This is a genomic window from Pseudenterobacter timonensis (assembly GCF_900021175.1).
GTDB classification, from domain to species: domain Bacteria; phylum Pseudomonadota; class Gammaproteobacteria; order Enterobacterales; family Enterobacteriaceae; genus Enterobacter; species Enterobacter timonensis.
Window position 1 is genome coordinate 774590 of the sequence record NZ_FCOP01000010.1, and the last position, 21741, is coordinate 796330.

Here is a 21741-nt window from a genome sequence, read left to right on the forward strand (position 1 = left end):
GCGAGCGAGGATTAGGGGGTGACAATATTGAACCAGAAGTCGAACTTGTCCATGTAGCCAAGCATCTCTTCGAGTTTCGCGCCATTGCCGCTAATTTTCACCTCACCTTTATCCTGCGCCTGTTTCAGCGTCTCTTCTTTCAGGATAATTTTGTTCAGGGTGGTGCGATCCAGAGTAATCGTGGCGTCAGCATTGTCCGCTTGCGCGTTCGCGGTGTGGTTCAGCACGCCGTTTTCCAGCTCCAGCTTATATTTGCCGCCATCTTTACCCAAGTCGATGTTAAAGACCGCTTTCGCCGCACCGGCTTTTTCGCCGTTGAGATGCACGCCCAGGTAGTCGAAGAACATCTCCGGGGTCATCGCACGTACGGTATCCGGGCTGGCGGTATTCGGCGTCGGCAGCTTCTGCACGCCGTTACGCAGCTCCTGCGCGCCGGTCAGATAGAAGTTGCGCCAGGTTCCGGCTTCTGCCTGATAGCCTAACTGCTCCAGCGCATCCGCTTCCAGGTTACGCGCCTCCTGGTTCTGCGGATCGGCAAAGACGATTTTGCTGGTCACCTGCGCTACCCAACGGTAGTTGCCCTGCTGGTAGTCAGCTTTCGCCTTCTCCATGATGGCATCGGCGCCGCCCATATATTCCACAAACTTCTTCGCAGCCTGCTCCGGCGGCAGTTCGTCGAGGGTGGCCGGGTTGCCATCGAACCAGCCGAGATAAAAGACGTAGGTGGCTTTAACGTCGTGGCTGACGGAGCCGTAATAACCGCGGCTGGACCACTGCTTCTCCAGGGATTCTGGTAACTTAAATTCAGCGGCGATCTCGTCGCGGGTCAGGCCTTTGTTCGCCATCCGCAGGGTCTGGTCGTTGATGTAGCGGTACATATCGCGCTGGCCTTTCATCAGCTTAACGATATTTTCATTACCCCAGGTCGGCCAGTGGTGCTGGGCGATGATGACTTCTGCATCGGCGCCCCAGCGTTCGATAGCGGCGTTAATATATTTAGACCAAGCCAGCGGATCGCGGATTTTCGCGCCGCGCAGCGAATAGGTGTTGTGCAGGGTGTGGGTCACATCCTCTGCCGCCTCGATCATCTTCTTCTCTTTGACATACCACAGCATCTCTGACGGTGCTTCCGAGCCCGGCGCCATCATAAAGTCATAGGTTAAGCCGTCGATCACTTCCTGCTGGCCGGTATGGGTGATGTAGTTGGTCGGCGGGATCAGCGTGACGGTCCCCGCGGAGGTGGTGGTGCCAAGACCGGCGCCAACCTGGCCTTTGACGTCAGGCTTCAGCAGGTTGCCGTACATGTAGCTGGCGCGGCGGCTCATCGCGGTACCGGCCATCAGGTTTTCGGAGACGGCTTCCTCCATGAACCCTGCCGGCGCATAGATTTTCACTTTACCCGATTTCACGTCAGCTTCATCAACCACGCCGCGAAGGCCGCCGTAATGATCAACGTGGCTGTGCGTAATCACGACGGCAACCACCGGCTTTTTACCGCGGTTGGCGTAGTAGAGCTCTAGCCCCTCTTTGGCCGGTTCGGCGCTCAGCAGCGGGTCGATAACGGTAATCCCTTTCTCACCTTCGATGATGGTCATGTTGGAGAGGTCGAGGTTACGGATCTGGTAGACGCCGTCGGTGACTTTAAACAGGCCGCCGATGTTGATCAGCTGCGACTGGCGCCACAGGCTCGGGTTAACGGTGTCCGGCGCTTTTTCACCTTCTTTCACAAAATCATATTTCGCCGGGTTCCAGATAACGTTGCCCTGCTCGCCTTTAATCATCGACTGCGGCAGCGCGGCGATAAACCCTTTATGCGCATTTTCGAAGTCGGTTTTATCGGCAAAAGGCAGTTTGCTGTAGAGCGCGTTATTCGCCTCCCGGGTCGCCGGGGTGGCATCCTGCGGCTGAGCTGCGGCGAATGAGAACGCCGACAGAGAGGTTAAAACACCGGCCAGCGCCAGATGTTTAGCAACTTTATTTAGCTTCATTGAATATCTCCTGGATTATTTGTATCGCCGCCGGGGACCAGGGCGCCAGATACTTTAAATGCGGATTAATTACTGACCATTTTAAAAGAATTATTCTGAGGAGATAGTCCCATATGGGACTTGTCATCTGAGGTCCGATAAATATCTCGAGTCCGCTATATCTTCGCTGCTATACTTTCTGTGAAGGCAGACGGCAGTCGGCAGACGGCAGACGGCAGACGGCAGACGGCGCGGCGAGGGGCATGGCGTGAATTTTCAGGATATTCATACTTATTATCAGCAGCTTAAAATTGACAGCTTTTTCCCGCAAATAATTGACGAAGGGGAGGCTATTACCGTTGCGGCGAATAAAAAATTAGTTCTCCAGCCTGGCTATATTTATTTTTGTACGGAAGGTTCGTTATCCATATTGATGCCGGAAAATGGGCTAAGTATCGGCAATACCATCGAGTCTATGCCGATAGGACTTATGGAAAGATATTGCCCGCTGGCGAAATTTGAATATAGCAGCAGCGCCCAGGTGAAGCTGGTGAAAATAACCTTTGCCGCCTTTGACCAGATTTTTTTGCACGGCGGCGCTGAACGCGTGCAGGAGCTGGCGACCATTCTGACCTATATGTCGATTTTTACGATTGACCTGCATAACGAACGCCGGCAGGTCACCAGCTACCAGACCATCAGACCGATGCTCTACCGCTATCTCTACCGTCAGAGCACCCACAAGGGTGAAAACGAAGGGCTGGCGCTGTTTATTATCCGGCGCACCAACCTCTCACGCACCCATGTGTTTCGCGTACTGGCGGATCTGAAGGCAGGGGGCTATATCACCATGAAGCGCGGAAAGCTGGTCTCAATCGACCGACCGCTGCCGGAAGCGTACTAGGGGTAACGCCCGCCTCCGGGTTATTGCCGATCGGCTGAGATGACCAGAGCGATACCAGCCAGCACCACCAGGGTGCAGACCACCATTCTCATATCCGGCACTTCTCCCAGAAATAAAACGCCGCCCGCCGCCGCAATACAGGGAACGCTGAGCTGCAACGTGCTGGCGGTTGCTGACGAGAGGCCGGGGACAAGCTGATACCAGAGCACATAGGCAATACCGGAAGCGACCCCGCCTGACAGCAGGGCAAGGAGGATGCCGCTGGCATCGACATGGACGGGCTCCTGCCGCAGCAGGCTCAGGGCAAGCATGACAGGTATGCTCAGGATGAAATTACCCGCCGTCGTTCCCGCCGGGGCAACGATATTTTTTCCGCGAACAGAGTAGGCTCCCCACGCCAGGCCAGACGCCACCATCATCAACGCGGGCAGAAGAGGAGGGGCGCTCGTGCCGGGAAGCAGGAGGGCAACGATTCCTCCTACGGCAAGAAGGATCCCGAAGGCCTTACTGCCGCTCAACTTTTCTCTTTTTAATGCGCCCCAGCCGATCATGCAGACCTGGACTGCGCCAAAGAGCAGCAGCGCACCCGTTGCCGTGCTGAGCTGAACGTAAGCCAGGGAGAAAAACAGGACGTAAGCGCATAGCAACAGAGCGTCGACGATCTTCCAGCGTATCTCCTGGAGCTTTTTGCGGGCGATATGCCAGAAAAACAGCGCTGCGGCCCCGCCCAGTAATCTCAGCATGCTGAACGTTTCAGGATCGGCGTGCCCGTTCTTTAAGGCAATGCGACAGAGGATCGAGTTGGCTGCAAACGCAGTCAATACAAAGAGAACAAGTAACAGCTTTTTCATACAGTTCCTGACAGGCACTGCCAGCACAATAACCGGGGCCGACGGTGGAGTGATGTTTTTACTTTAATGTGAAACGACGTTGCTTGTCATACTTATCATGCCGCGGCCTTAAATTGTTGATCCACTATACTGACTATTGCAGTTGTAATTTCCCTACGAGGCGGCGTCCGGTTAATGACCTGTCATCCGCCTTTCTTATGACTATCAGGAGAACAATATGCAAGAGAGCAAAACGTTGAAAAAACTGCTCGCCGTAACCGCCGTTGCCGCGATGTTCAGCGCTGTTGGCGTGCAAGCCCAGACGACGACCGCTGCGCAAACGCAGACTAGTGCGGCAGGCCAGACTGAAGCGAACGCTAAGCTAAGCGCCGGCGATGAAAAAGCCTTGATGGACATGGCGCAGGCTAACGTTAATGAAATCGCCGCCGCCAAAATCGCGCTGAGCAAGGCCCAGAGCAGCGAAGTCAAAGCCTTTGCCCAGAAGATGGTCGAGGATCATGGCGCCGCCCTGACCAAAGTACAGGCAGTCGCTCAGCAAAAAGGGGTGACGCTGCCGACGGAGCCGGACGCTAAACACAAAGCCATGGCCGAGCAGCTGGAAAAGCAGAGCGGCGACGCATTTGACAAGATGTATATGGAAAACGCTGGCGTCAAAGACCACACAATGGTGCTGTCGAAGCTGGAAAACGATGCTAAAACCATCAAGGATCCGGATGTGAAAGCCCTGGCCGACGAGCACACCCCGGTTGTGGAGCAGCACTTAAAATCTGCCCAGCAGATGAAGATGCAATAAGGCACGCCAGAAAGTAAAAAGAAGCCGTTCGGTAGGCACACGCTCTAAGTGTGCCAATCGATGCGCCCGCTGTGTCGCCACAATCAAAAGCATTCATTTTGATAAACCCGTTTTCCGGTATGACGCGTCAGGAGATAAACTTGCGAATTGAAACACCTCGATTGTCCCTTCGCCCTGTAAGCCCATCAGACGCAGACGATCTTTTCAAAATATATGGTGATCCCGCAACTAACACCTTTAATCCTGCAGGGCCATATCCGGGTATTGATTATGCAAAAACGGTGCTGAATCGCTGGCTAACCCACTGGCAATCTTATGGGTTTGGAAACTGGGCAATATCGCTTCTCGATAATCCCCAAAAAATTATCGGTTTTGGCGGACTGAGCATACATAGCTACGACGGTCTTGTGATTAATAATCTTGGCTATCGGTTTTCCACAGAAGCATGGGGCAAAGGCCTGGCCACAGAATTTGCTGCATGCGCGATTAACTATGGATTCGATCAGATTAAACTCACCGAGATTTCAGCTGTTGTCAGGAAAAACCATCTGGCATCACAGAAAGTGCTTCATAAAACGGGGTTAAGCTATATCAGAGAGATTTATGACGTGAAAGATGCGCCCCCAAGCCTTTTATATACACTCACATTTAATGAGTGGCTGACTAACTCACAGTAAACCCATCGTTCATCTTCTCTTTCCGGAACATCCGGGAGGGCAACACATGGATCCTGGCAACGCCCGCCTCGAACACAAAGCGGGCTGACACGCGATTTGATGGCCTTTTTGTGCGAGGAGCGGACGATTTGACTGCAATTGAGATGCCTGAAAACGCTTGTCTGAAGTGGTCTTTTTTGGCTGACGATACGGCCTTTGTTCCACGATGATGAGTTCATACTCGAATCTCCTGCAATGTGGGAGATTCGAGTATGGTTGTTTCCCATGAGCGAAAAGCAGAAACGCGCCGATTTATTGCTGACAGACTGCCAGACGTCAGGAGTCGCGATTACAGTTTATCCAGCTCATGTACCGTACGTTCGTTGACGATATTGCCCGTATTCAGGGTCGATTTTGGCTCCAGTAAAACGACGCAGCACTCTTGAGTTAACGCTTCAGGACAATGCTCGGTTCCTTTCGGCACAATGATAAACTCACCTGCATCAAGAACGATATCGCCCGTTCTTAAGCCCATTCGCAAGCGGCCGCTGATAACAAGAAAAAGCTCGTCCTCATGTTCATGATGGTGCCAGTCAAACTTTCCGGCTAATTTAGCTAGTTTGACATATTCATTATTCATTTCGCCGACAATTTTCGGGCTCCAGTAATCGCTGAACAGAGCAAAACTTTCTTTTAAATTAACTTTACGCATTCATCTTCTCCGTCACACATATTTAAAGTGGGTGGGTTTATTTCGTCATGAAAAAAGAGCAGACAATGGGCAGCACGGCGCGCAGCCGGGTTGGGCGATATTCATCGCTAATAAAAAGACGCCAGGATTATCGGGGGTCTGACCATGTTATGGCCAACTTCCCGGCTATTACGCCTGCTTTGCTTTGTGGGAAAATACAGCGCAAGCATGCAGACTCTGCTGTTCGAAATAACAATACAATCAGCCCGCACGCAGAACAATGGGTTTCCCGGTTACGAGCGCAGATATTTATAAGCTCACAATCAATCGACTGAATTTAATTAATTTTATTTTTAAAATAATTTGCCCTCAGGCTTTCATGAGACCGTTTTTGTTTCTTTAAGTGAACAGATGCCCGGAACTTCGGCGCCATATCTTAGGTCTCCAGGCCCGGTAATAGCGCGGCGGAGTTAACCGGGCTCGAGGTGAGTCATCACCACCGTTGCGCTAACCGCCGTTTCCGTTGCGCTGTACGTGTGTGCCACTTGCGCGGAGAAAGCATAAAAATCCCCGGGTTCCAGGATGATGACTTCGTACTGGCTAAAGCGCAGGTGCAGAGTCCCGCTGTGAACCAGAATATGTTCATGTGCCCCCTCTGAATGCCCGGGACTATGGATGGTGACCTGCGGCTCCATTTGCAGCAACCATATCTCGGAGGTATTGCCGGGGCCGATGCGGAATTTCATCATTTGCGAATACTCGCCCGGCACAGGACGATGTTTTTCAAAGCGGGGATACATCCTGCCGCCACCGCTCAGCAAATCGCCGACCGGTAAACGTAAAGCGGTGGCGATAGCGTCCAGCGTATCAACACGGGGGCTGGAAGAACCTGATTCCAGTTTGGATAACGCTCCCTTTGAAACTCCTGACAATTTAGACAGGTCGTTTAACGAAATCCTCCGTGACTGCCGTAGCCGTCTTATTTTACTGCCGATATTTAATGACAACGCAGCAGGTTTACCGTGTCCTGAGTCAGCCATTATTGCCTCCCTCCCCGAGTGTGACCTTCTCACCCAAATAAACACCCCGCCCAGTCGTGATTGCGGTACGGACATGACGATGCTGTCGCTGGTCTGATATGTCATAACTGCATCAGCAGACAGTGATTTTTCACGCGCCCGCAATGCCTGAATACCACATTTATCCGTCCAAATGAACCATTTTAAGGTTCGCAGGTTTGATAGGGTCTGTCTGGGAAATGGGAAATATTGCACATTGAGTCTGTTTTTAGCGCTCGGATGTTGACGGGCTGCTTTGAGCGATGAACGGAAGTTAGTTTTCGGGTAACATAATCTATATGCAAGAGGATCTCTAAAAGAGAATGGGGCGTATAAGCGGGATACTTACATAACCCCTAAAGGTCAGATGTAGAGGCTGGCGCGCCACGGGGGAAGTCCCCATAGAAGAGTCGAACGAACTGTATTTTTAGCGGCCCAAGACTATGTAAGCGGGCCTGAGACAGAGGGAAGCGTAATTACTAGCAAAGTACAGGTAGATGTGGAAGCTCGTAAGAGGCGTCGTTGCAGATATGGCCAAGAATCAGGGTTTACACAATCGATCCTGAGCGGTGCCAGATAATAATTGAAAAGAACTAAACATGTTTTAAGCTAAAAAATATTTCTTTTTTATTAGACAAGAATTTCCTTTAGGCTGTATCGACGGTTTCACAAATTTCAACGTGTTGGATTTCTTTGGGGAGTGATTATATGCGCGGACTGATGTATTATTGGAAACAGATCCCTACAAAAGAGGATTATTTACAAAAATATGATTTGAAGTCACTTTCATGCTATAAATGTGGCTCTGATGATTTGCTCAATGTTGGATTAATTCATCCTGTAGATAATCGTAGAAGAGTGATTTGCAGAAAATGTAAGTCTGAACTTTATCGGGAAGAAGATTAATTAAGTTCATTCTCAATTTGTTTGCCTTATTCACTCGTTTAAGGAAAAAACAGTTGATAGAAGATTATTACTTGTGAGTGAAGCACTCCTGAGGGAGTGCTTCACTGGGGCTGTTAAGCTGCTAACCTTGTTTCAGATGTACTTTCGCTAGCAAACTTTTTGTGTGCTGATTCTTTTTGACGGAGATCCTTCACTTCCTGTCGTATCCGTTCAATGGCATCATTCATTACAGCGTAATAGTCCTCCGCGCCAGGATGTTTCAGGTCGTTGACATCAGCATCTTTGGATATTCTGGCAAGTAAGCAATGTCCGCTTCTGGCACAAAGCGGACTGATGCATAGGGCAAGGTCCGCTCTGAGCCAAAAGCGGTCGTTCGGCATGAGTTGTACATGACGAACAGTAATGCCAGTTTATGCAGTAAGCACGGTGCTACTAATCTTGACGGCTATATTCCCGTATGAGGAACGCTGAAGTTTGCCCCGGCAATTAGGTGCGGTTCACATTCGTAAGCCTTCCCATCCTGTCATTTCTGCTATCTCAGGCCATTCATCTATACTGACTATTACCGTGAAAATTTGCACAGGAAGCCGCACCGTATTCAATGTTTTCATTCTGCTGACGAAGTCAGACACGCATAGGCTACAAAAGATGCTTAAGGCATTGCGAGATGCAACTCTGTGCTCACAGGAGAAGCGTTTGAATAACGTGATCATGTAAATGTGTTACTTAAACCGAGAGTTCCTGCCTTAACCCAATAAAACTAAACAATAACAACGTTCTGTTTATCCGGGAGACAAATAATGAAAATTACTAAATTTATTTATTCCGCCCTGATTGGCGTTGTCGCTAGCTGCCGTTCTATGACGCCGATGGCGGCCCTCGCTACAGTACGCCTTGCCAGGCGCGACACTCCGGGGAGTCTCATGCTGCTGGACCGTCCGTTATTCAAATATGGCGCGTTAGCGATGGGGGCAGGTGAGCTGCTTGGCGACAAGATGAAGTCAGCGCCAGATCGCACCGTGTTTTTGGGCTTGTCAGCACGTGTGGCCAGTGCAGGGATTGCGGGCGCCGCGTTGGCACCCGCGGGCGAAGAAAAAACCGGGGCAGCGATTGCTATCTCTGCCGCTGTGCCACTTGCCTATGTCACACTTGCGGCACGCAAAAAAGCCATGGCAGAAATTGGGCAGACCAGAAGTGGCATAATTGAAGATACGCTCATAGTCGCTATCGGAGCAGCGGTTGTCTTGTTAGCAACACGGCCAAAACGTTTTTAACGTTCTCAGTCTACAAAGGATGATACCGGCAAGTCTTAATAAATAGGCCAGTGACTGTTTCTGACACGAAACTGACTTGCTAACTGGGCTGGAGGTCCGCTGTGAGTGAAGAGCGGACGTTGCAACTTGGATCTAAATGCGCTTTGACTCAGGAGTTCCCTGATGAAATACCAATTGCCATTGGCCATTTTCACTCATTTCCCAGCATGAAGAACGAAGAGTGGCATTACTGCCATCTGGATCAAAAGTCCTGTAATGCAATATTGCGAAATTATTTCTAACTATGATAAGTCTAAATTCGTCACTGTGAATTATTGGACTACCAACTTCAGTAGAAAGCGCCTCTATTGTTTCTGCCCGATCAACTAACATGCCAGATCGCGTTATCTCGCGAAATTCCTCATGAAGTATCTGTTCAAGCCATTCCCGATCGTTCCGCTTGTTATCATGAAGGGAACATTCGAGCCGTTTAAGTCTCTCAAGAAGCATAGTATTGTCCTGATGACATTAGGTCATTAACTTTTAGGACAATGAACGCTGGAAAGCAACGTCCGCTACTGGCACAGAGCGGATAAGTTAACTGAGTTGAAGACCCGGACGTAACGTTATTGTTCGGCATTACGCGATCCGTGTAAGCATATTCATTTCAGCAAGCAACCAGCGTTCAAAATTCTCTAGCGCCGCTTCGTTTATTCCAGTTTCCGTCGGTTTTACTAAACAGAATTTTTTGCTAAGGCTTTCTGATGCTGGCCAGGGCGAAACAAGCATGCCGCGACTCAATTCATTCTGGATATACATATGCGGTACCAGTGCCACGCCCTGTCCCGCCATTACGGCAGCGATGGCCATTTCATGAAGATCGTAGCGAACACCCTGAGCCGGATTATCGAGGGTTATCCCACTTTCCCGGGCATAGTGATGCCATGCATCAGGGTTCTGTCGACGGTGAATCCGCGGCAGTTCGTTTAGCTGTTTATTGACGTCATTATCTGTTAACAGTGCCGGATGGCACACGGGCACCAGATTTTCCTGAAACAGAAATTGCATACGCATGCCTGCCCATGCGGAATGTTCAAAATGAATCACAGCGTCAAAGCCACTTCCGGGCAAAATGAAAGGATCGGTTCTGGCAGCAATATTTAACGTTATGTCCGGGTACAAAGATTTAAAGCCGTTCAGGCGGGGAATAAGCCAACGGCTGGAAAACGTCGGCAGGACGGCGATATCCAGACTCTTACTACCCTCTGGCATTCCCATTATGTAGTGCGTATCCCTTTCGAGCCTGTCGAGCGTTTCACGCACGTGATGTGCATAGCGCGCGCCGACAGGGTTGAGCTTTACGCGGCTTCCCACACGATCGAACAACTTACAGTTCAACAAAGCTTCAAGTCGCGCAATCTGACGGCTAATGGCCCCTTCCGTTAGCGATAATTCCTCTGCAGCACGGGCAAAATTACCATGCCTTGCAGCGGCATCAAAAGCCTGAAGTGACGCACTACTGGGTATTTTTCTGCGCATGAAAACTGTTCCCTGCTCTTAGCCTGTAATCTGATTTCATTGACTTAATGTCACTAATTCGTGACTTATTATCGATTTTAAGTCTTTTAATCAGCTTGTAGCATGATGAAAAATCATTGAGCAACTGTTTTTGCTTGTGTCTATGACTCATGTGGAGATGAACTGATGTGGTATACCGTGGAATGCTCGTATAACGATTCTGAAAGCGAGGCAGAATGGAATGCCTTTTACAACCAGCAAAAATTGCCCGCATTGATATCTGTCACTGGGTTCACTACATCTCAACGCTTTCGTGCCGTCACATCCGGCTGCCCTGTTTACCTTGCCATTCATACTGTTAAAGATGCGGATACTCTTAGTAGTGATGATTACTTTTTAAAAGGAGGGGGTAATTTCGCTCGTTGGCAGAGCTGCATTACTGACTGGCATCGTAACCTATATGAAGCTGAAGACCTTGCTCCAGACATATCTTCTGAGGAAATTCTGCTATTGAGCTCAAAGCCCATAGACTTTTTAGATACAGAAATGGGATATCGTGGGCTGGAAATGCTGGCGATGGGCCTGGATAAAACACCTGATTATCGCGTTGCCTATGTTTTGCCTTCTGAAATTGCCTCGCGATTTACAGATGTGCCTGGGGTAGACCTCTATAAGCCTCTTACATCGCAGTTGCAGAGTGCTTTAAAAGAGAAACCATACCCGGCAGAACACATATTCGCCCGAAAATAATCCAGAGGTATTTATGAGCCATCAACCCTTCCCATTCCGTCAGATTGGAGATTTTCAGATAACTGCGCTGAGTGACGGCACTATGTCAGCCAGTCTGGATTTACTGTCAGGTATTGAAAAAGCTGATGCGCACGTCATTCAATATAACGCCGGAATCGATGAGCCCGGCAATATCCATATAAACTGTTACCTTATCCGCGGTCGGGGAAGAGTCATTTTGGTTGATACCGGCGCAGGGCCGCTGAACAACGTGGGGGGACAACTTCAGGCAAACCTTGCAGCCGCTGGCGTTAGCCCTGACGACGTGGATACTGTTTTATTGACGCACTGCCATCCGGATCATATTGGCGGCCTGCTGGATGCTGAAAAACGGCCAGTCTATAAACATGCTGAAATTATTCTTCATCCTCTCGAAGCGCAACACTGGCAGGATGATAAAAAACTAAAAATAGCGAATGAGCGCGGGCAACGTAATTTTGGACTGGTCCGCCAGACGTTACACGCTTATGCGCAGAACGTGAGTTTTTTTAACGGGGATAAAATAGCGGATGGCATTCTCCCGGTATGGTTACCAGGCCATACGCCGGGACATACAGGCTTTCGCATTGATTCGGATGCTCAATGCTTATTAATATGGGGAGACATCGTCCATTACCCTCATATTCAGTCAGCACAACCGGCTGTTTCCATTTTGTTTGACGCCGATCCCGCTCTGGCCGAAGAAACACGGAAAAAAATTCTGGAAAAAGCGGTCAGGGAAAAACTGCTAATTGCAGGCATGCATTTAGGCCAGGCCGGGTTTGCTAAGGTTCTCAGAGCTGGGAGTGGATACCGCATTTCCTACTCTGAGAAATGAGCGGGTATGCCTGACTGGCTCGTTATTGCCTGGCACATTTCAACGTCATCAGCCTTCACGCATAAGCCGCTTATGATATTAAATTGTTAATGGATTGTGTATGTCACTAAGGCACGTTAATGTGAGCGCGAGCGAGCTTACAGAAGGAACAACAGAATGGAGATTGACGCGTTTGCCTTTGGCATAACCAACTGGAGTGAAATCGAACGAACAGAGCACCGTGGGGAAACGGGTATGGCCTACTGGCGCACCCAGTTTTTTGGTCAGAAGCCGAATTAAATCCGTGTGCGAATGGTTGAATATACGCCCGGGTACGTTGCAGATCATTGGTGCCAAAAAGGCATGTTCTTTTTTGCATAGAAGGGCAATTAGAAACCCTGCTCGAAGATGGACGGAAATTTGTTTTAAACGCAGGGATGAGTTACCAGGTTGGCGACAACGCGGAGCCACATAAGTCCAGCACCACCACTGGTGCAAAACTCTTTATTGTGGACTGACTCCTGTGCAGGAATGAATGCGTTCGTCTGTTTTTGAGACAGAGCAGACATGAATGGAGCAAGGTCCGCTTTGAGCGATTAACGGAAGTTGGTTTGCCGGAAGATCTCTAAAAGTGAAAGCGGGCTGTTTACAGCTTAGCTGTATAGATTTTTTTCAATTCGCATTAATTTCGCTGAAAAAATTTGTATATTTCCCATCACTACTTTTATCCAAGATAATGAGGTTTTCAATAGATCGTGTGATCGATGTATAGATAATCTCAGGAGTATCCTTGTCATCCATAATATAAAATACGGTTTTAGACTCCAGACCTTTATAACTATGTATCGTGGATAGTTTGATCAATCCACTATTCGGATAAAAATGATTTTTCTTTGTCCTTCTTACCCGCTCAATATTAGTTTTTATACCGGCATGTCGCTTAATAAAATCACGCAACTCCTCTTTTGTAAGCGATTTTAATTTATTGATATCGTAATGCTTCCTCCCTTCAGGTAGGAGTTCAATTAGTTCTTCATATGTTTCAAACATACAGGTGGTATTTTCAAATTCATTGAATCTTTCATTTAATCGACGAACAAGAAAAATATTAGACGAAAGAATAACAATATCATTTGGATTGAAACTATAATTTCTGATGTAGCTTTGAATTTTTTCAAAGCATTTACTTTCCCAGTCGGATGGAAAGAAGTGATATTTAATAATATCAAAATTCATTCCTGACTGGATATTTTGTTGTTCAAATAAATCTAAATCTGCATGTTTTTCGACCAGATACTTCAATTGATAATCTTTGAAAATTCGATTTAAAGGCGAGTTGCTGCTTGTACGATAGGAACGACTTAATTTCTTCCACTCACCAAATCCCTGCGCGATGACGGCCGCTCTTTTGCTATCTCTATCATATATATTTTGTGATTCGTCACCAAACAGAACCATTTCACCCTCGTGATTGAGGAAGTTGTCACGAATAATTTTTACCCATTCATTTTCAAAGTCCTGAACTTCATCAATCAAAATTGTCTGATACTTACTAACAGAAAAACCGCTGAATAAATCACGGTTAAATAATTCATTAAATCCATATTTTTCAATCAATTCACTGACATCCTGTTCTGTCTCAATCAATTGAGACATGAAAAACTGATGATAATTTGTCACTGCGAAATGTTGATCGTCTCGATAACCAAGAACATCGCTAATTCGGTCTTTAATGAGGTTTTTTAGTGTAATATTGAAAGTCAGAATCAATACAATATCATCATGCCGATGAAATGCATTTACCGCTCGATTTGCAATTATAGTAGTTTTGCCACAGCCTGCTACACCCTTAATCTTTTCTTTTCCAGACACGCTTATTGCCAACTTACTCTGACGCTTATCTAAGAAGATTTTTTTTCCCTGTTTTAACGTATGGTCGCTTGGCATCAAGCGTCTTTTAAAATCGTCATACACACGATCGTCGAATAGGACATGTGGCTTAAAGCTTTTAATTTTATTAACGAGTTCTTTTATTCGATCAGCGCCGTAAGCCATGGACTTATCTCTAGTTAATTTTCTTTTTAGCCGCGAGATTTTGTCTGCCTGTTGATTGTATTGCTCTATAGAAATTTCTTTATTCCTGTATTGTGCATCAATATACTTAGATCGCGCCATCAATTCACTCTGGGCGTGGGAATATAACGAATCTATATTGGCTTTATTACCTTTGTGTAAATAAACAAACGGCTGGACAATGTTAAAAAAATTGCGATTTTTTAGATAAGACAGACCTAATACTGGTAAATGTAGATTATATAAATTTGACTTATATCTGAAAGCTTGTGATTGAGGTGATGAAATCTTCGATACCCCTTTTTCAGAACGAACTTGCCATTTATTAAAAGCATCCACACTATAATTAATTAGGTTATAGTCCTTCACTTCAATAATAAACATTGCCGTGTTTCTTTTAAGAATGATAAAATCAGGGCGATCCCCATCAATAAATGGATTAAAGAAAATTTCGTAGCTATCATCCAAGTTCTCCGTAAGGTGATTTAACAAGTGAAGCTCACCGGGAGTGGGCGCAACCTTTAAACGGAGTATGTTTTCCAAAGCTGGATGAAGGATAGACACGCTAACACTCTCTTTATAATGAATGACCACCTATAATTTACTATATGATCTAAAAGAAACAAGGATGACATAACAACTTGACATATTCCCTTTCAATTTACACAGATAACAATGTTGGCTACTTTCGCTTCCGACACAAAGCGTACCAACACGCGGGCCGATCTCCTTTTGAGCGAGGCGCGGACACCTTTGTCTATAGTGAGCAGCACGCTTTAACCGCCATTCACAGCATTTTGACTATATCATCTAACCAGCCTGGAAGATGTTCCCTGTACCAGTTGAGATACAAAGGAAATTCTACCTTTTGCCGTTCATCAAGGAGCACAATCACTTCGGTGACAATCCATGCTTTGGCAATGGCAATTTCTCTTGCTAACGCTTTAAAATCAGAGAGGTGAGAATGCTGGCAATAGCGTTCAGCGATATCAATAAATGTTTGCTTCGTACCCATACTTTTTATCAGAGGGGCCAGAACGATGGCGGGACTTCCTTTTCCAAATCTTTCCCAGTCGAAAAGAACTAAATCACCGTTTTCTCTTCTGCCCCAGTTGCCAGCATTGCTGTCCCCGGAAATCAGGTTTTGATAGCTAAACAAAACATCGCTACATTTCTGAAGCAGCCGTAGCTGTCGGGCGCTTTTATCAGGTAATGCCAGGAGGATGAGGGATTTTTCGAGTGCGCGTTCTGACCATAAGTGGGGGTGGTAACACCATTCAGGATCCGCAGGAAAAGAATGTAAGCGTCCCAGTATAACGATGACATCATCAGCTGCGATGTCGATTTGTTCAAGCTTGTGAGGAATATATTCCATTCTTAACTTACGCAGGGTGGCGTCAGCGGATAAGAGTTCTGGGGTCGCAATTCCCGCCTGATTTAACTCCCTTGCAGCGTATTGATAAAAACTATACTCCACCTCCCCAACCGGACATTTTTCAATAACTGTATCACCGCAACTACTCACGTTCAGCGTTACTTTCGCGGTGCCCATTCTGGATAAATCCATGGCAGACATACACTCTCTCGTCAGAATTAGTGGGTCGATTGCTCTGGTTTGAGTGTACTCACCACAACGGCCCCCACCCAAAAAAAGTGGGGCGCTAAGGCCCCACTTGGATGCAGTGCGATTCTGCCGTTGCTTATTCAGGCAGGGCGTAAACCACCACCTGATCGCCCACCTGATCCTTCAGGATGGTATTCCCCCCGGCGACGAAGGCGACATACTGCCGGCCTTTGTATTCGTAGATCGACGGGTTGGCGACCGCAGGCGCTTCCGCCTGATCGGACCACAGCTCTTCCCCGGTCTCCACCGAGTAGGCGCGGACTTTGGCATCCATCGAGGCGCCGATAAAGACCACGCCGCCCGCTGTCACCGCCGGGCCGCCGATGGTTGGCGAGCCCCAGCTTTCCGGCATAAAGAAGCCATACTGCTGGGAGGCGCCAATCGGACGGCGCCATTTCACGTCGCCGGTGTGCATATCCAGCGCCACAATTTCACCAAACGGCGGCTGCCAGCATGGCATACCGAGCCAGTTGCTGGCGACCATCAGACGCATACCGTAAGGGGCGCCTTCCTGTGGCGCAAAGCCGCTCTCGTTACCGGAACCTTTATCCGCTTTGTCATAATCTTCGCGGCTGTAGAGCTTCACATACTGCACAATATGCGAGGTGTTCACGATGGCGATCTGTTTGTGTGGATCGAACGCCACGCCGCCCCACTGGACGCCACCGGCGCTGTCCGGATAGGTCAGGGTACCTTCGCCCTTCGTGGTGGGCGGCGTGTACATCCCCTCATAGGTCAGCTTATCCCACAGACGGGAACACTGACCGGCGCCTACCATATCCGCCAGTTTCCAGATCTCAGGCTTCTTCGACTGATCGAGCAGCGGCGCGGGTTTGGTCGGGAAAGGCTGCGTGGGCGAGAGCACTTCACCTTTCACCGAGCCATCCCCCTGCGGCACCGGACGCTCCTCAATCGGCCAGACATCTTCCCCCGTCAGACGGTTCACAACAAACAGGAAGCCCTGCTTGGTCGCCTGTACCAGCGCCGGGATCGGTTTGCCGTCGACCGTAATATCCATCAGGGTCGGCGCGGAGTTAATGTCATAATCCCACACGTCGTGATGTACCCACTGACGGGACCAGACCACTTTGCCGGTGTTGATATCGAGCGCGGTGGTGGAGGTGCCAAGCGGGATTGGTTTAACGCGGTTGCCGCCCCAGTAATTCGGTGACGGAGAGGAGACCGGCAGATAGACCAGCCCGTTAGCCTCATCGGCGGACATATGGGTCCAGACGTTAGCCGTACCGGTTTTTTGGCGGATCTCGGGAGGGATAGCGTCAAAGCTCCACTCGCGCTCGCCGGTCTGCGCGTTGATGGAGAAGACGGTGCCCGGAGGCGCTTCGGCATAGGCCCAGTCTTTGCCTGCCCAGCCAACCAGCAGATGGTTACCAACGACGGTAGGTGGTTGCAGAATAGAAAGCGGGTATTTGGCGTTAACCGTGTTCCACTGATTGATGTTCAGCACGCCATTGTCAGCAAAGCCGCTGCACGGCTTGCCGGAATCGGCGTCCAGCGCGTAGAGCTTGCCATCCACGGTGCCCATATAGACGATCTTCTGGCACGCCTCGCCGGCAACCGGGTTTTTCGCCTGCCAGTAAGAGACGCCCCGGTTTTTCAGCACCGGCTGGGTCAGGGCCTTGCGTGACGATTTGGTGTCGTAGTGCCACTTCTCCTTCCCGGTACCAGGATCGAGCGCGATCAGGCGATCGAAAGGCGTACCGATGTAGATCGTCTCGTTGGCGAAGATCGGCGTCGCGGACCAGACGGTGGCTGGCGTGTCGCCTTTTCCGTCCGAAACGTCGCCGGTATGGAACTCCCAGACCTTGGTTAACTTATTGACGTTCTCCGCGGTGATCTGCGTCAGCGGGCTGTATTTCTGGGCGTTCAGCTGACCGTGAAAGCTGTCCCAGGTGGCCTTATCCGGGACCAGTGATGTCGCAGGCGGCGTGGCCGATTCCACTTTCTGCCCGTCGTTATTGCCCGTCGAGGCATCGTCAGTGGTTTTTGTGGTTCCCGCCTCCTGCTGATTGGCCGCATCCGCGCTGGCCTCATCCCGGGCGCCCATCGTCGCCTGAGGGGCTTTCTCCTGCGCCTGGAGCGGCAGGGGAGCGACCAGTAACGCCAGCGCGGTCATGCTGATTTTCAGTAATGGGGTGTGTTTATCGTTATTCACGGACTGCTCCTCAGACTCTGGCGCTATGACGGGGATGAATGGGACTTTTGCAGAGCGCAATCAGGCCAATCAGGCCGACCACCATTGCTGCGGTAATGATGTACTGGTGCAGCAGCGCGCCAGCAAAACCGATACCGATCAACATCACAAGGGTGATAACGATCAGGAGAATACGCCATCCGCGACGGGATGCGCGCAGCAGGATAAAGGTGAGCAGCGCCAGCAGCACGCAGTCGATGGCTACGCCCAGCGCGCCAATCGTGCCGGTTACGCCGGTGAGCGGCGTCAGCCACGCGTACAGCGCTACCGCGAAGCCAACCACGGCTGACAGCAGCAGCAGCAGAACGCCGAGGCGTGAGGATGAAGAGTGCAACATACCAGGAAAACCCCTCTCAAAAGTGAACAATTAACAAGATGTTGTGGTGGGCTAATGCGCCAGTTATCGCGCCGGGCAACAACGGCGGCATAGTTCACTTAACGTAACTGAGTATAGAAGAAGGATTTTTATCTGGGCCGTTTAGTGGCGGGCGGCAAAAGTAGTGGGCTGAGGTCACAATACTTAGCCAAAAAATCGACAGGTTCATCTGCTGAAGCTACAGTCTATGCAAACTGGTATGACCACATAGACGAGTCGCACTTTATGAATGTGATAACGATACCTGTCAAACAGGGCGGTATTCTGACCGCCACGCTGTGGGAGAGAAGCGATGCGAAAGGCACGGTGATCCTTCATCCTGCGACGGCGGTAGTACAGGCATTTTACAAGAGCTTCGCTGATTATCTTTATGAAGCTGGCTTCAACGTTGTGACCTACGACTATCGGGGGACAGGTCGCTCCAGGACAGGAATGCTGCGAGGCTGCAACGTGTCGATGTCCGACTGGATCGAGCAGGATGTCAGTTGCGTAACAGACTGGGCGAAATCACGTTTCCCCGCGCTTCGCATGATGGCGGTTGGGCACAGCGTGGGCGGACATGCCATTCTGCTTTCGTCGGCCACCCGGTCGCTGCATGCGGCGGTAATTGTTGCATCGCACGCGGGCGCCACCCGCACAATCAAACGCACTGTGGAGAAGGTCAGGGTGTGGTGCGTATTACGTGTGCTTGCTCCGGTTCTTTGCCGTCTCTTCGGCTATATGCCCGCCAGGCGCCTCGGACTGGGCGAAGATCTCCCTGCTCCGGTAATGCAACAATGGGGGCGCTGGAGCGCAATGCCCGACTACTTCTATAGCGATCCGCGGTGGGATGCTCGCCGCCGGGCCGGTGAGGTCACATTACCTCTGCTGGTCCTGGGTTTTGATGACGATCCCTGGGCTAACCCGGACGCGATTACGCGGCTGATGGGACCGGTGAAAAACGCAAAAATAGAACGCCGCGAAATACGCCATGCGGACTTTGGTATTCCCTCCGTGGGCCATATGGGTTTTTTTCGTAGCCGGTGCGCGGAAACATTATGGCCCGAGGTAGGTAGCTGGCTGGCGCGGGAGTGCCTGCGTTAAAAACTGCCTTGCCCGCGCTTTTGGCGGCCCGAAACAATTTTTTTATCGCTGTGAACAGGGCGGGGCTAATAATCTCTCCCGCTAAATACATAAAGGTTAGCTATCAGTGATTCAGCGCCTTTATCGCCAGCGACAAACATTTTTTAGCCGCCTCTTTATCCTGATTCACATATGCCGACACTATGGCACCTTCCTTTAAAAAACAAAGCAGATCGATAAACTCCTCGTCCATATCCGGTAAATGCTGCCTGAGCAGTTCCCGCACTTTCATTTTATGGTCATGACAGTACTGACCAATTGGGCTGGCGGGAGAGCGCATTTCTGCCGCAGTATTAATAAAAAAACAGCCATTAAAGGGGCGTAATTCCTGCACCTCATTTCGAAACCAGTCATCCAGTGCCTGGAAGAGGGATGAGACCACGCTTTCCGCAGAAGAGGCACCCGATAACCTTTCTGCAAGCCAGCGGAGAAAGATGCCGTCACGCCAGGCGAGCGTGGCGAGAATGAGCTCATCTTTACCCGAAAAGTGAAGGTAGAGCGTTCGCTTGGCAATTCCCGAGACGGCAAGCACTTCATTAATCCCTACGGAATTAATACCTCGTTCATTGAATAAATTCAGTGCGGTAATTATTAACTGCTGCTTTTTATCGTTCATGATCGCCTCCTTCACGCCATATTGACTTAAGTAGACAAGTTTGTCTATTTTAGTGTGTAGACAAATCTGTCTACCTACTGGGAGTGATTAAAATGAAGAAATTACCTGGTTACGCTTTAGCTGGGATGGGCGCTGCGCTGGCGATCGGTATGCTGGCCTACATTGATACGTTACAGTCAGGGTGGATACTCCTGATGGCGCCCTTCGGGGCCACCACCGTGCTGGTGTTCGGTTTACCGGAAAGCCCCCTGGCCCGGCCTAAAAACGTCATTCTGGGCCATTTCCTTACCGCTTTGATTGGGGTGGGCTTTGTACAGTGGGTTGGGGTAAACCCACTCACCCTGGCGCTGGCTTCAGGCCTGGCGGTCACGATGATGCTACTGACCGATACGACTCATCCTCCCGCCGGTGCGAATCCGGTTCTCATTATGCTCGGGGGACAAGGCTGGGCTTTTCTGGTCTCGCCCGTTTTATCCGGAGCCTGCGTTATCGTATTGCTTGGGTGGCTGTTACGTTATTTACGCCAGGCTGGCGCGAGAAAACCCGCTATCAGGTAGTTTATAAATCCAGACAAAGATTCGCCGAGCGGCTGCGCGAGCAGCAGAGCGCAATCTGCTGCGCGCTGGCCGACTTCTCCGCCTCCGACTGGACCGTGTCGCGATGGTCCACAATCCCCTCGATAACCGGCGTCAGACAGGCGCCGCAAATGCCCATCTCGCAGGAGAGGGGGATGTCGACGCCGTTCTCCTGCAGAACCTGTGCGATGGTTTTATCAGGCGGCACCGGCCACTGTTCGCCGGAGGAGGCGAGGGTAATGCGAAACGTGTCATCTCCCTGCGCGCTCGTCTCCAGGGCGACAGGCTGGAAAGCTTCGCTGTGGATCTGCTCATCCGGCCAGCCCTTCTCCCGCGCCACGCGGCGCGCGCTGGCCATAAATCCTTCCGGTCCGCAGAGGTAAACGGAATGGCCGGGCAGGGGCTCCGCCAGCGCAACACAGAGATGCAGCCGGGCGCTTTGCCCTTCGCTGGAGCTGTGGATATGGCACTGGCCAACGCCGAAGCGCTGGCGGAGCTCGCGCACGAACGCCCCCTGCTGCGGGTGTTTAAGGTAGTAGTGCAGCGTAAACGGCACCCCGTCCGCCTCCAGCCGCAGCGCCATGGCGTAGAGCGGGGTGATACCGATCCCGGCGGCCAGCAGCGTCACCCGTTCCGCCGTCTGTAGCGCAAAGAGGTTGCGCGGGCGGGAGATCAGCAGCGTCTGGCCGGGTCGCAGCTGCTGGTGGATATAGCGGGATCCGCCCCGGGACGCGCTCTCCAGCGCCACGCAGATCAGGTAACCTTCATCAGCGCTCTCCGGCCCGGTGAGCGAATACTGGCGGATCAGCCCGCAGGGGAGATGAAGGTCGATATGCGCCCCGGGCTGCCAGCCGGGAAGCGGCTGACCGTCCTGCGCCACCAGCCTGACGGCGAGGCTGCGGCTTCCCTGACGCCAGAGGCCGTCCACAACAACCGTTAACAGATCCATGCTCACCTCCAC

Annotated in this window: 20 protein-coding genes and 1 pseudogene; 9 read left to right on the plus strand and 12 right to left on the minus strand. The window is 50.4% G+C overall.

Going from position 1 to position 21741, the window contains the following annotated elements:
- Positions 1-11 precede the first annotated feature (11 nt).
- Positions 12-1988, minus strand: coding sequence for an alkyl/aryl-sulfatase (locus BN3796_RS06035; protein WP_061707465.1), 1977 nt, complete (start codon positions 1986-1988; stop codon positions 12-14).
- 247 nt (positions 1989-2235) lie between these two features.
- Between BN3796_RS06035 and BN3796_RS06040 the strand changes: the two genes are divergently transcribed.
- Complete coding sequence (locus tag BN3796_RS06040) at positions 2236-2871, plus strand: helix-turn-helix domain-containing protein (protein WP_061707466.1); 636 nt, start codon at positions 2236-2238, stop codon at positions 2869-2871.
- Positions 2872-2891: 20 nt separating this feature from the next.
- On the opposite strand, the gene BN3796_RS06045 is transcribed toward BN3796_RS06040, so the two are convergent.
- A complete protein-coding gene (locus BN3796_RS06045; protein ID WP_061707467.1) occupies positions 2892-3722 on the minus strand; it encodes a DMT family transporter in 831 nt (276 codons plus the stop codon).
- A gap of 217 nt (positions 3723-3939) precedes the next feature.
- Here BN3796_RS06045 and BN3796_RS06050 point away from each other — a divergent pair, with 217 nt between their 5' ends.
- Positions 3940-4515 (plus strand): DUF4142 domain-containing protein, encoded by a 576-nt coding sequence (locus BN3796_RS06050; protein ID WP_061707468.1) that lies wholly within the window; start codon positions 3940-3942, stop codon positions 4513-4515.
- A gap of 140 nt (positions 4516-4655) precedes the next feature.
- Entirely contained in the window at positions 4656-5192 is a 537-nt protein-coding gene (locus BN3796_RS06055; protein WP_061707469.1) for a GNAT family N-acetyltransferase, read from the plus strand.
- A gap of 328 nt (positions 5193-5520) precedes the next feature.
- Here BN3796_RS06055 and BN3796_RS06060 read toward each other — a convergent pair whose 3' ends face one another.
- Both BN3796_RS06060 and BN3796_RS06065 read right to left on the minus strand, forming a co-directional pair.
- On the minus strand, positions 5521-5883 hold the full coding sequence (locus BN3796_RS06060; protein WP_061707470.1) for a cupin domain-containing protein: 363 nt from the start codon (positions 5881-5883) through the stop codon (positions 5521-5523).
- 449 nt (positions 5884-6332) lie between these two features.
- On the minus strand, positions 6333-6902 hold the full coding sequence (locus tag BN3796_RS06065) for a helix-turn-helix domain-containing protein (protein WP_061707471.1): 570 nt from the start codon (positions 6900-6902) through the stop codon (positions 6333-6335).
- A gap of 1724 nt (positions 6903-8626) precedes the next feature.
- Between BN3796_RS06065 and BN3796_RS06070 the strand changes: the two genes are divergently transcribed.
- The gene (locus BN3796_RS06070; protein ID WP_061707472.1) at positions 8627-9100 is read left to right on the plus strand and encodes a hypothetical protein; all 474 of its coding nucleotides are present in this window, start codon (positions 8627-8629) and stop codon (positions 9098-9100) included.
- A 132-nt stretch (positions 9101-9232) separates the two neighbouring features.
- Here BN3796_RS06070 and BN3796_RS20005 read toward each other — a convergent pair whose 3' ends face one another.
- Positions 9233-9589 (minus strand): nuclear transport factor 2 family protein, encoded by a 357-nt coding sequence (locus tag BN3796_RS20005; RefSeq protein WP_073885100.1) that lies wholly within the window; start codon positions 9587-9589, stop codon positions 9233-9235.
- Positions 9590-9718: 129 nt separating this feature from the next.
- On the minus strand, positions 9719-10618 hold the full coding sequence (locus tag BN3796_RS06075) for a LysR substrate-binding domain-containing protein (protein WP_061707473.1): 900 nt from the start codon (positions 10616-10618) through the stop codon (positions 9719-9721).
- 165 nt (positions 10619-10783) lie between these two features.
- Here BN3796_RS06075 and BN3796_RS06080 point away from each other — a divergent pair, with 165 nt between their 5' ends.
- From BN3796_RS06080 to BN3796_RS06090, 3 genes and pseudogenes are all read left to right on the plus strand, one after another.
- Entirely contained in the window at positions 10784-11347 is a 564-nt protein-coding gene (locus tag BN3796_RS06080) for a hypothetical protein (RefSeq protein WP_061707474.1), read from the plus strand.
- A 13-nt stretch (positions 11348-11360) separates the two neighbouring features.
- The gene (locus BN3796_RS06085; protein ID WP_061707475.1) at positions 11361-12203 is read left to right on the plus strand and encodes an MBL fold metallo-hydrolase; all 843 of its coding nucleotides are present in this window, start codon (positions 11361-11363) and stop codon (positions 12201-12203) included.
- Between the two features lie 156 nt (positions 12204-12359).
- Positions 12360-12700: pseudogene (locus BN3796_RS06090) on the plus strand (DHCW motif cupin fold protein).
- Between the two features lie 154 nt (positions 12701-12854).
- On the opposite strand, the gene BN3796_RS06095 reads toward BN3796_RS06090, so the two are convergent.
- The 4 genes from BN3796_RS06095 to BN3796_RS06110 form a co-directional block, all read right to left on the minus strand.
- On the minus strand, positions 12855-14819 hold the full coding sequence (locus tag BN3796_RS06095) for a nuclease-related domain-containing DEAD/DEAH box helicase (protein ID WP_061707476.1): 1965 nt from the start codon (positions 14817-14819) through the stop codon (positions 12855-12857).
- 223 nt (positions 14820-15042) lie between these two features.
- On the minus strand, positions 15043-15831 hold the full coding sequence (locus BN3796_RS06100; RefSeq protein WP_061707477.1) for a phosphotransferase family protein: 789 nt from the start codon (positions 15829-15831) through the stop codon (positions 15043-15045).
- 124 nt (positions 15832-15955) lie between these two features.
- Complete coding sequence (locus BN3796_RS06105) at positions 15956-18052, minus strand: pyrroloquinoline quinone-dependent dehydrogenase (protein ID WP_061707478.1); 2097 nt, start codon at positions 18050-18052, stop codon at positions 15956-15958.
- Between the two features lie 10 nt (positions 18053-18062).
- On the minus strand, positions 18063-18428 hold the full coding sequence (locus BN3796_RS06110; RefSeq protein WP_061707479.1) for a hypothetical protein: 366 nt from the start codon (positions 18426-18428) through the stop codon (positions 18063-18065).
- Between the two features lie 264 nt (positions 18429-18692).
- Here BN3796_RS06110 and BN3796_RS06115 point away from each other — a divergent pair, with 264 nt between their 5' ends.
- On the plus strand, positions 18693-19550 hold the full coding sequence (locus BN3796_RS06115; protein WP_061707561.1) for an alpha/beta hydrolase family protein: 858 nt from the start codon (positions 18693-18695) through the stop codon (positions 19548-19550).
- 103 nt (positions 19551-19653) lie between these two features.
- On the opposite strand, the gene BN3796_RS06120 is transcribed toward BN3796_RS06115, so the two are convergent.
- A complete protein-coding gene (locus BN3796_RS06120) occupies positions 19654-20205 on the minus strand; it encodes a TetR/AcrR family transcriptional regulator (protein ID WP_061707480.1) in 552 nt (183 codons plus the stop codon).
- A 92-nt stretch (positions 20206-20297) separates the two neighbouring features.
- Here BN3796_RS06120 and BN3796_RS06125 point away from each other — a divergent pair, with 92 nt between their 5' ends.
- Complete coding sequence (locus tag BN3796_RS06125) at positions 20298-20762, plus strand: HPP family protein (RefSeq protein ID WP_061707481.1); 465 nt, start codon at positions 20298-20300, stop codon at positions 20760-20762.
- 1 nt (position 20763) lies between these two features.
- Here BN3796_RS06125 and BN3796_RS06130 read toward each other — a convergent pair whose 3' ends face one another.
- Positions 20764-21729: a PDR/VanB family oxidoreductase gene (locus tag BN3796_RS06130; protein ID WP_061707482.1), complete on the minus strand. Its 966-nt coding sequence runs from the start codon at positions 21727-21729 to the stop codon at positions 20764-20766.
- Positions 21730-21741 lie beyond the last annotated feature (12 nt).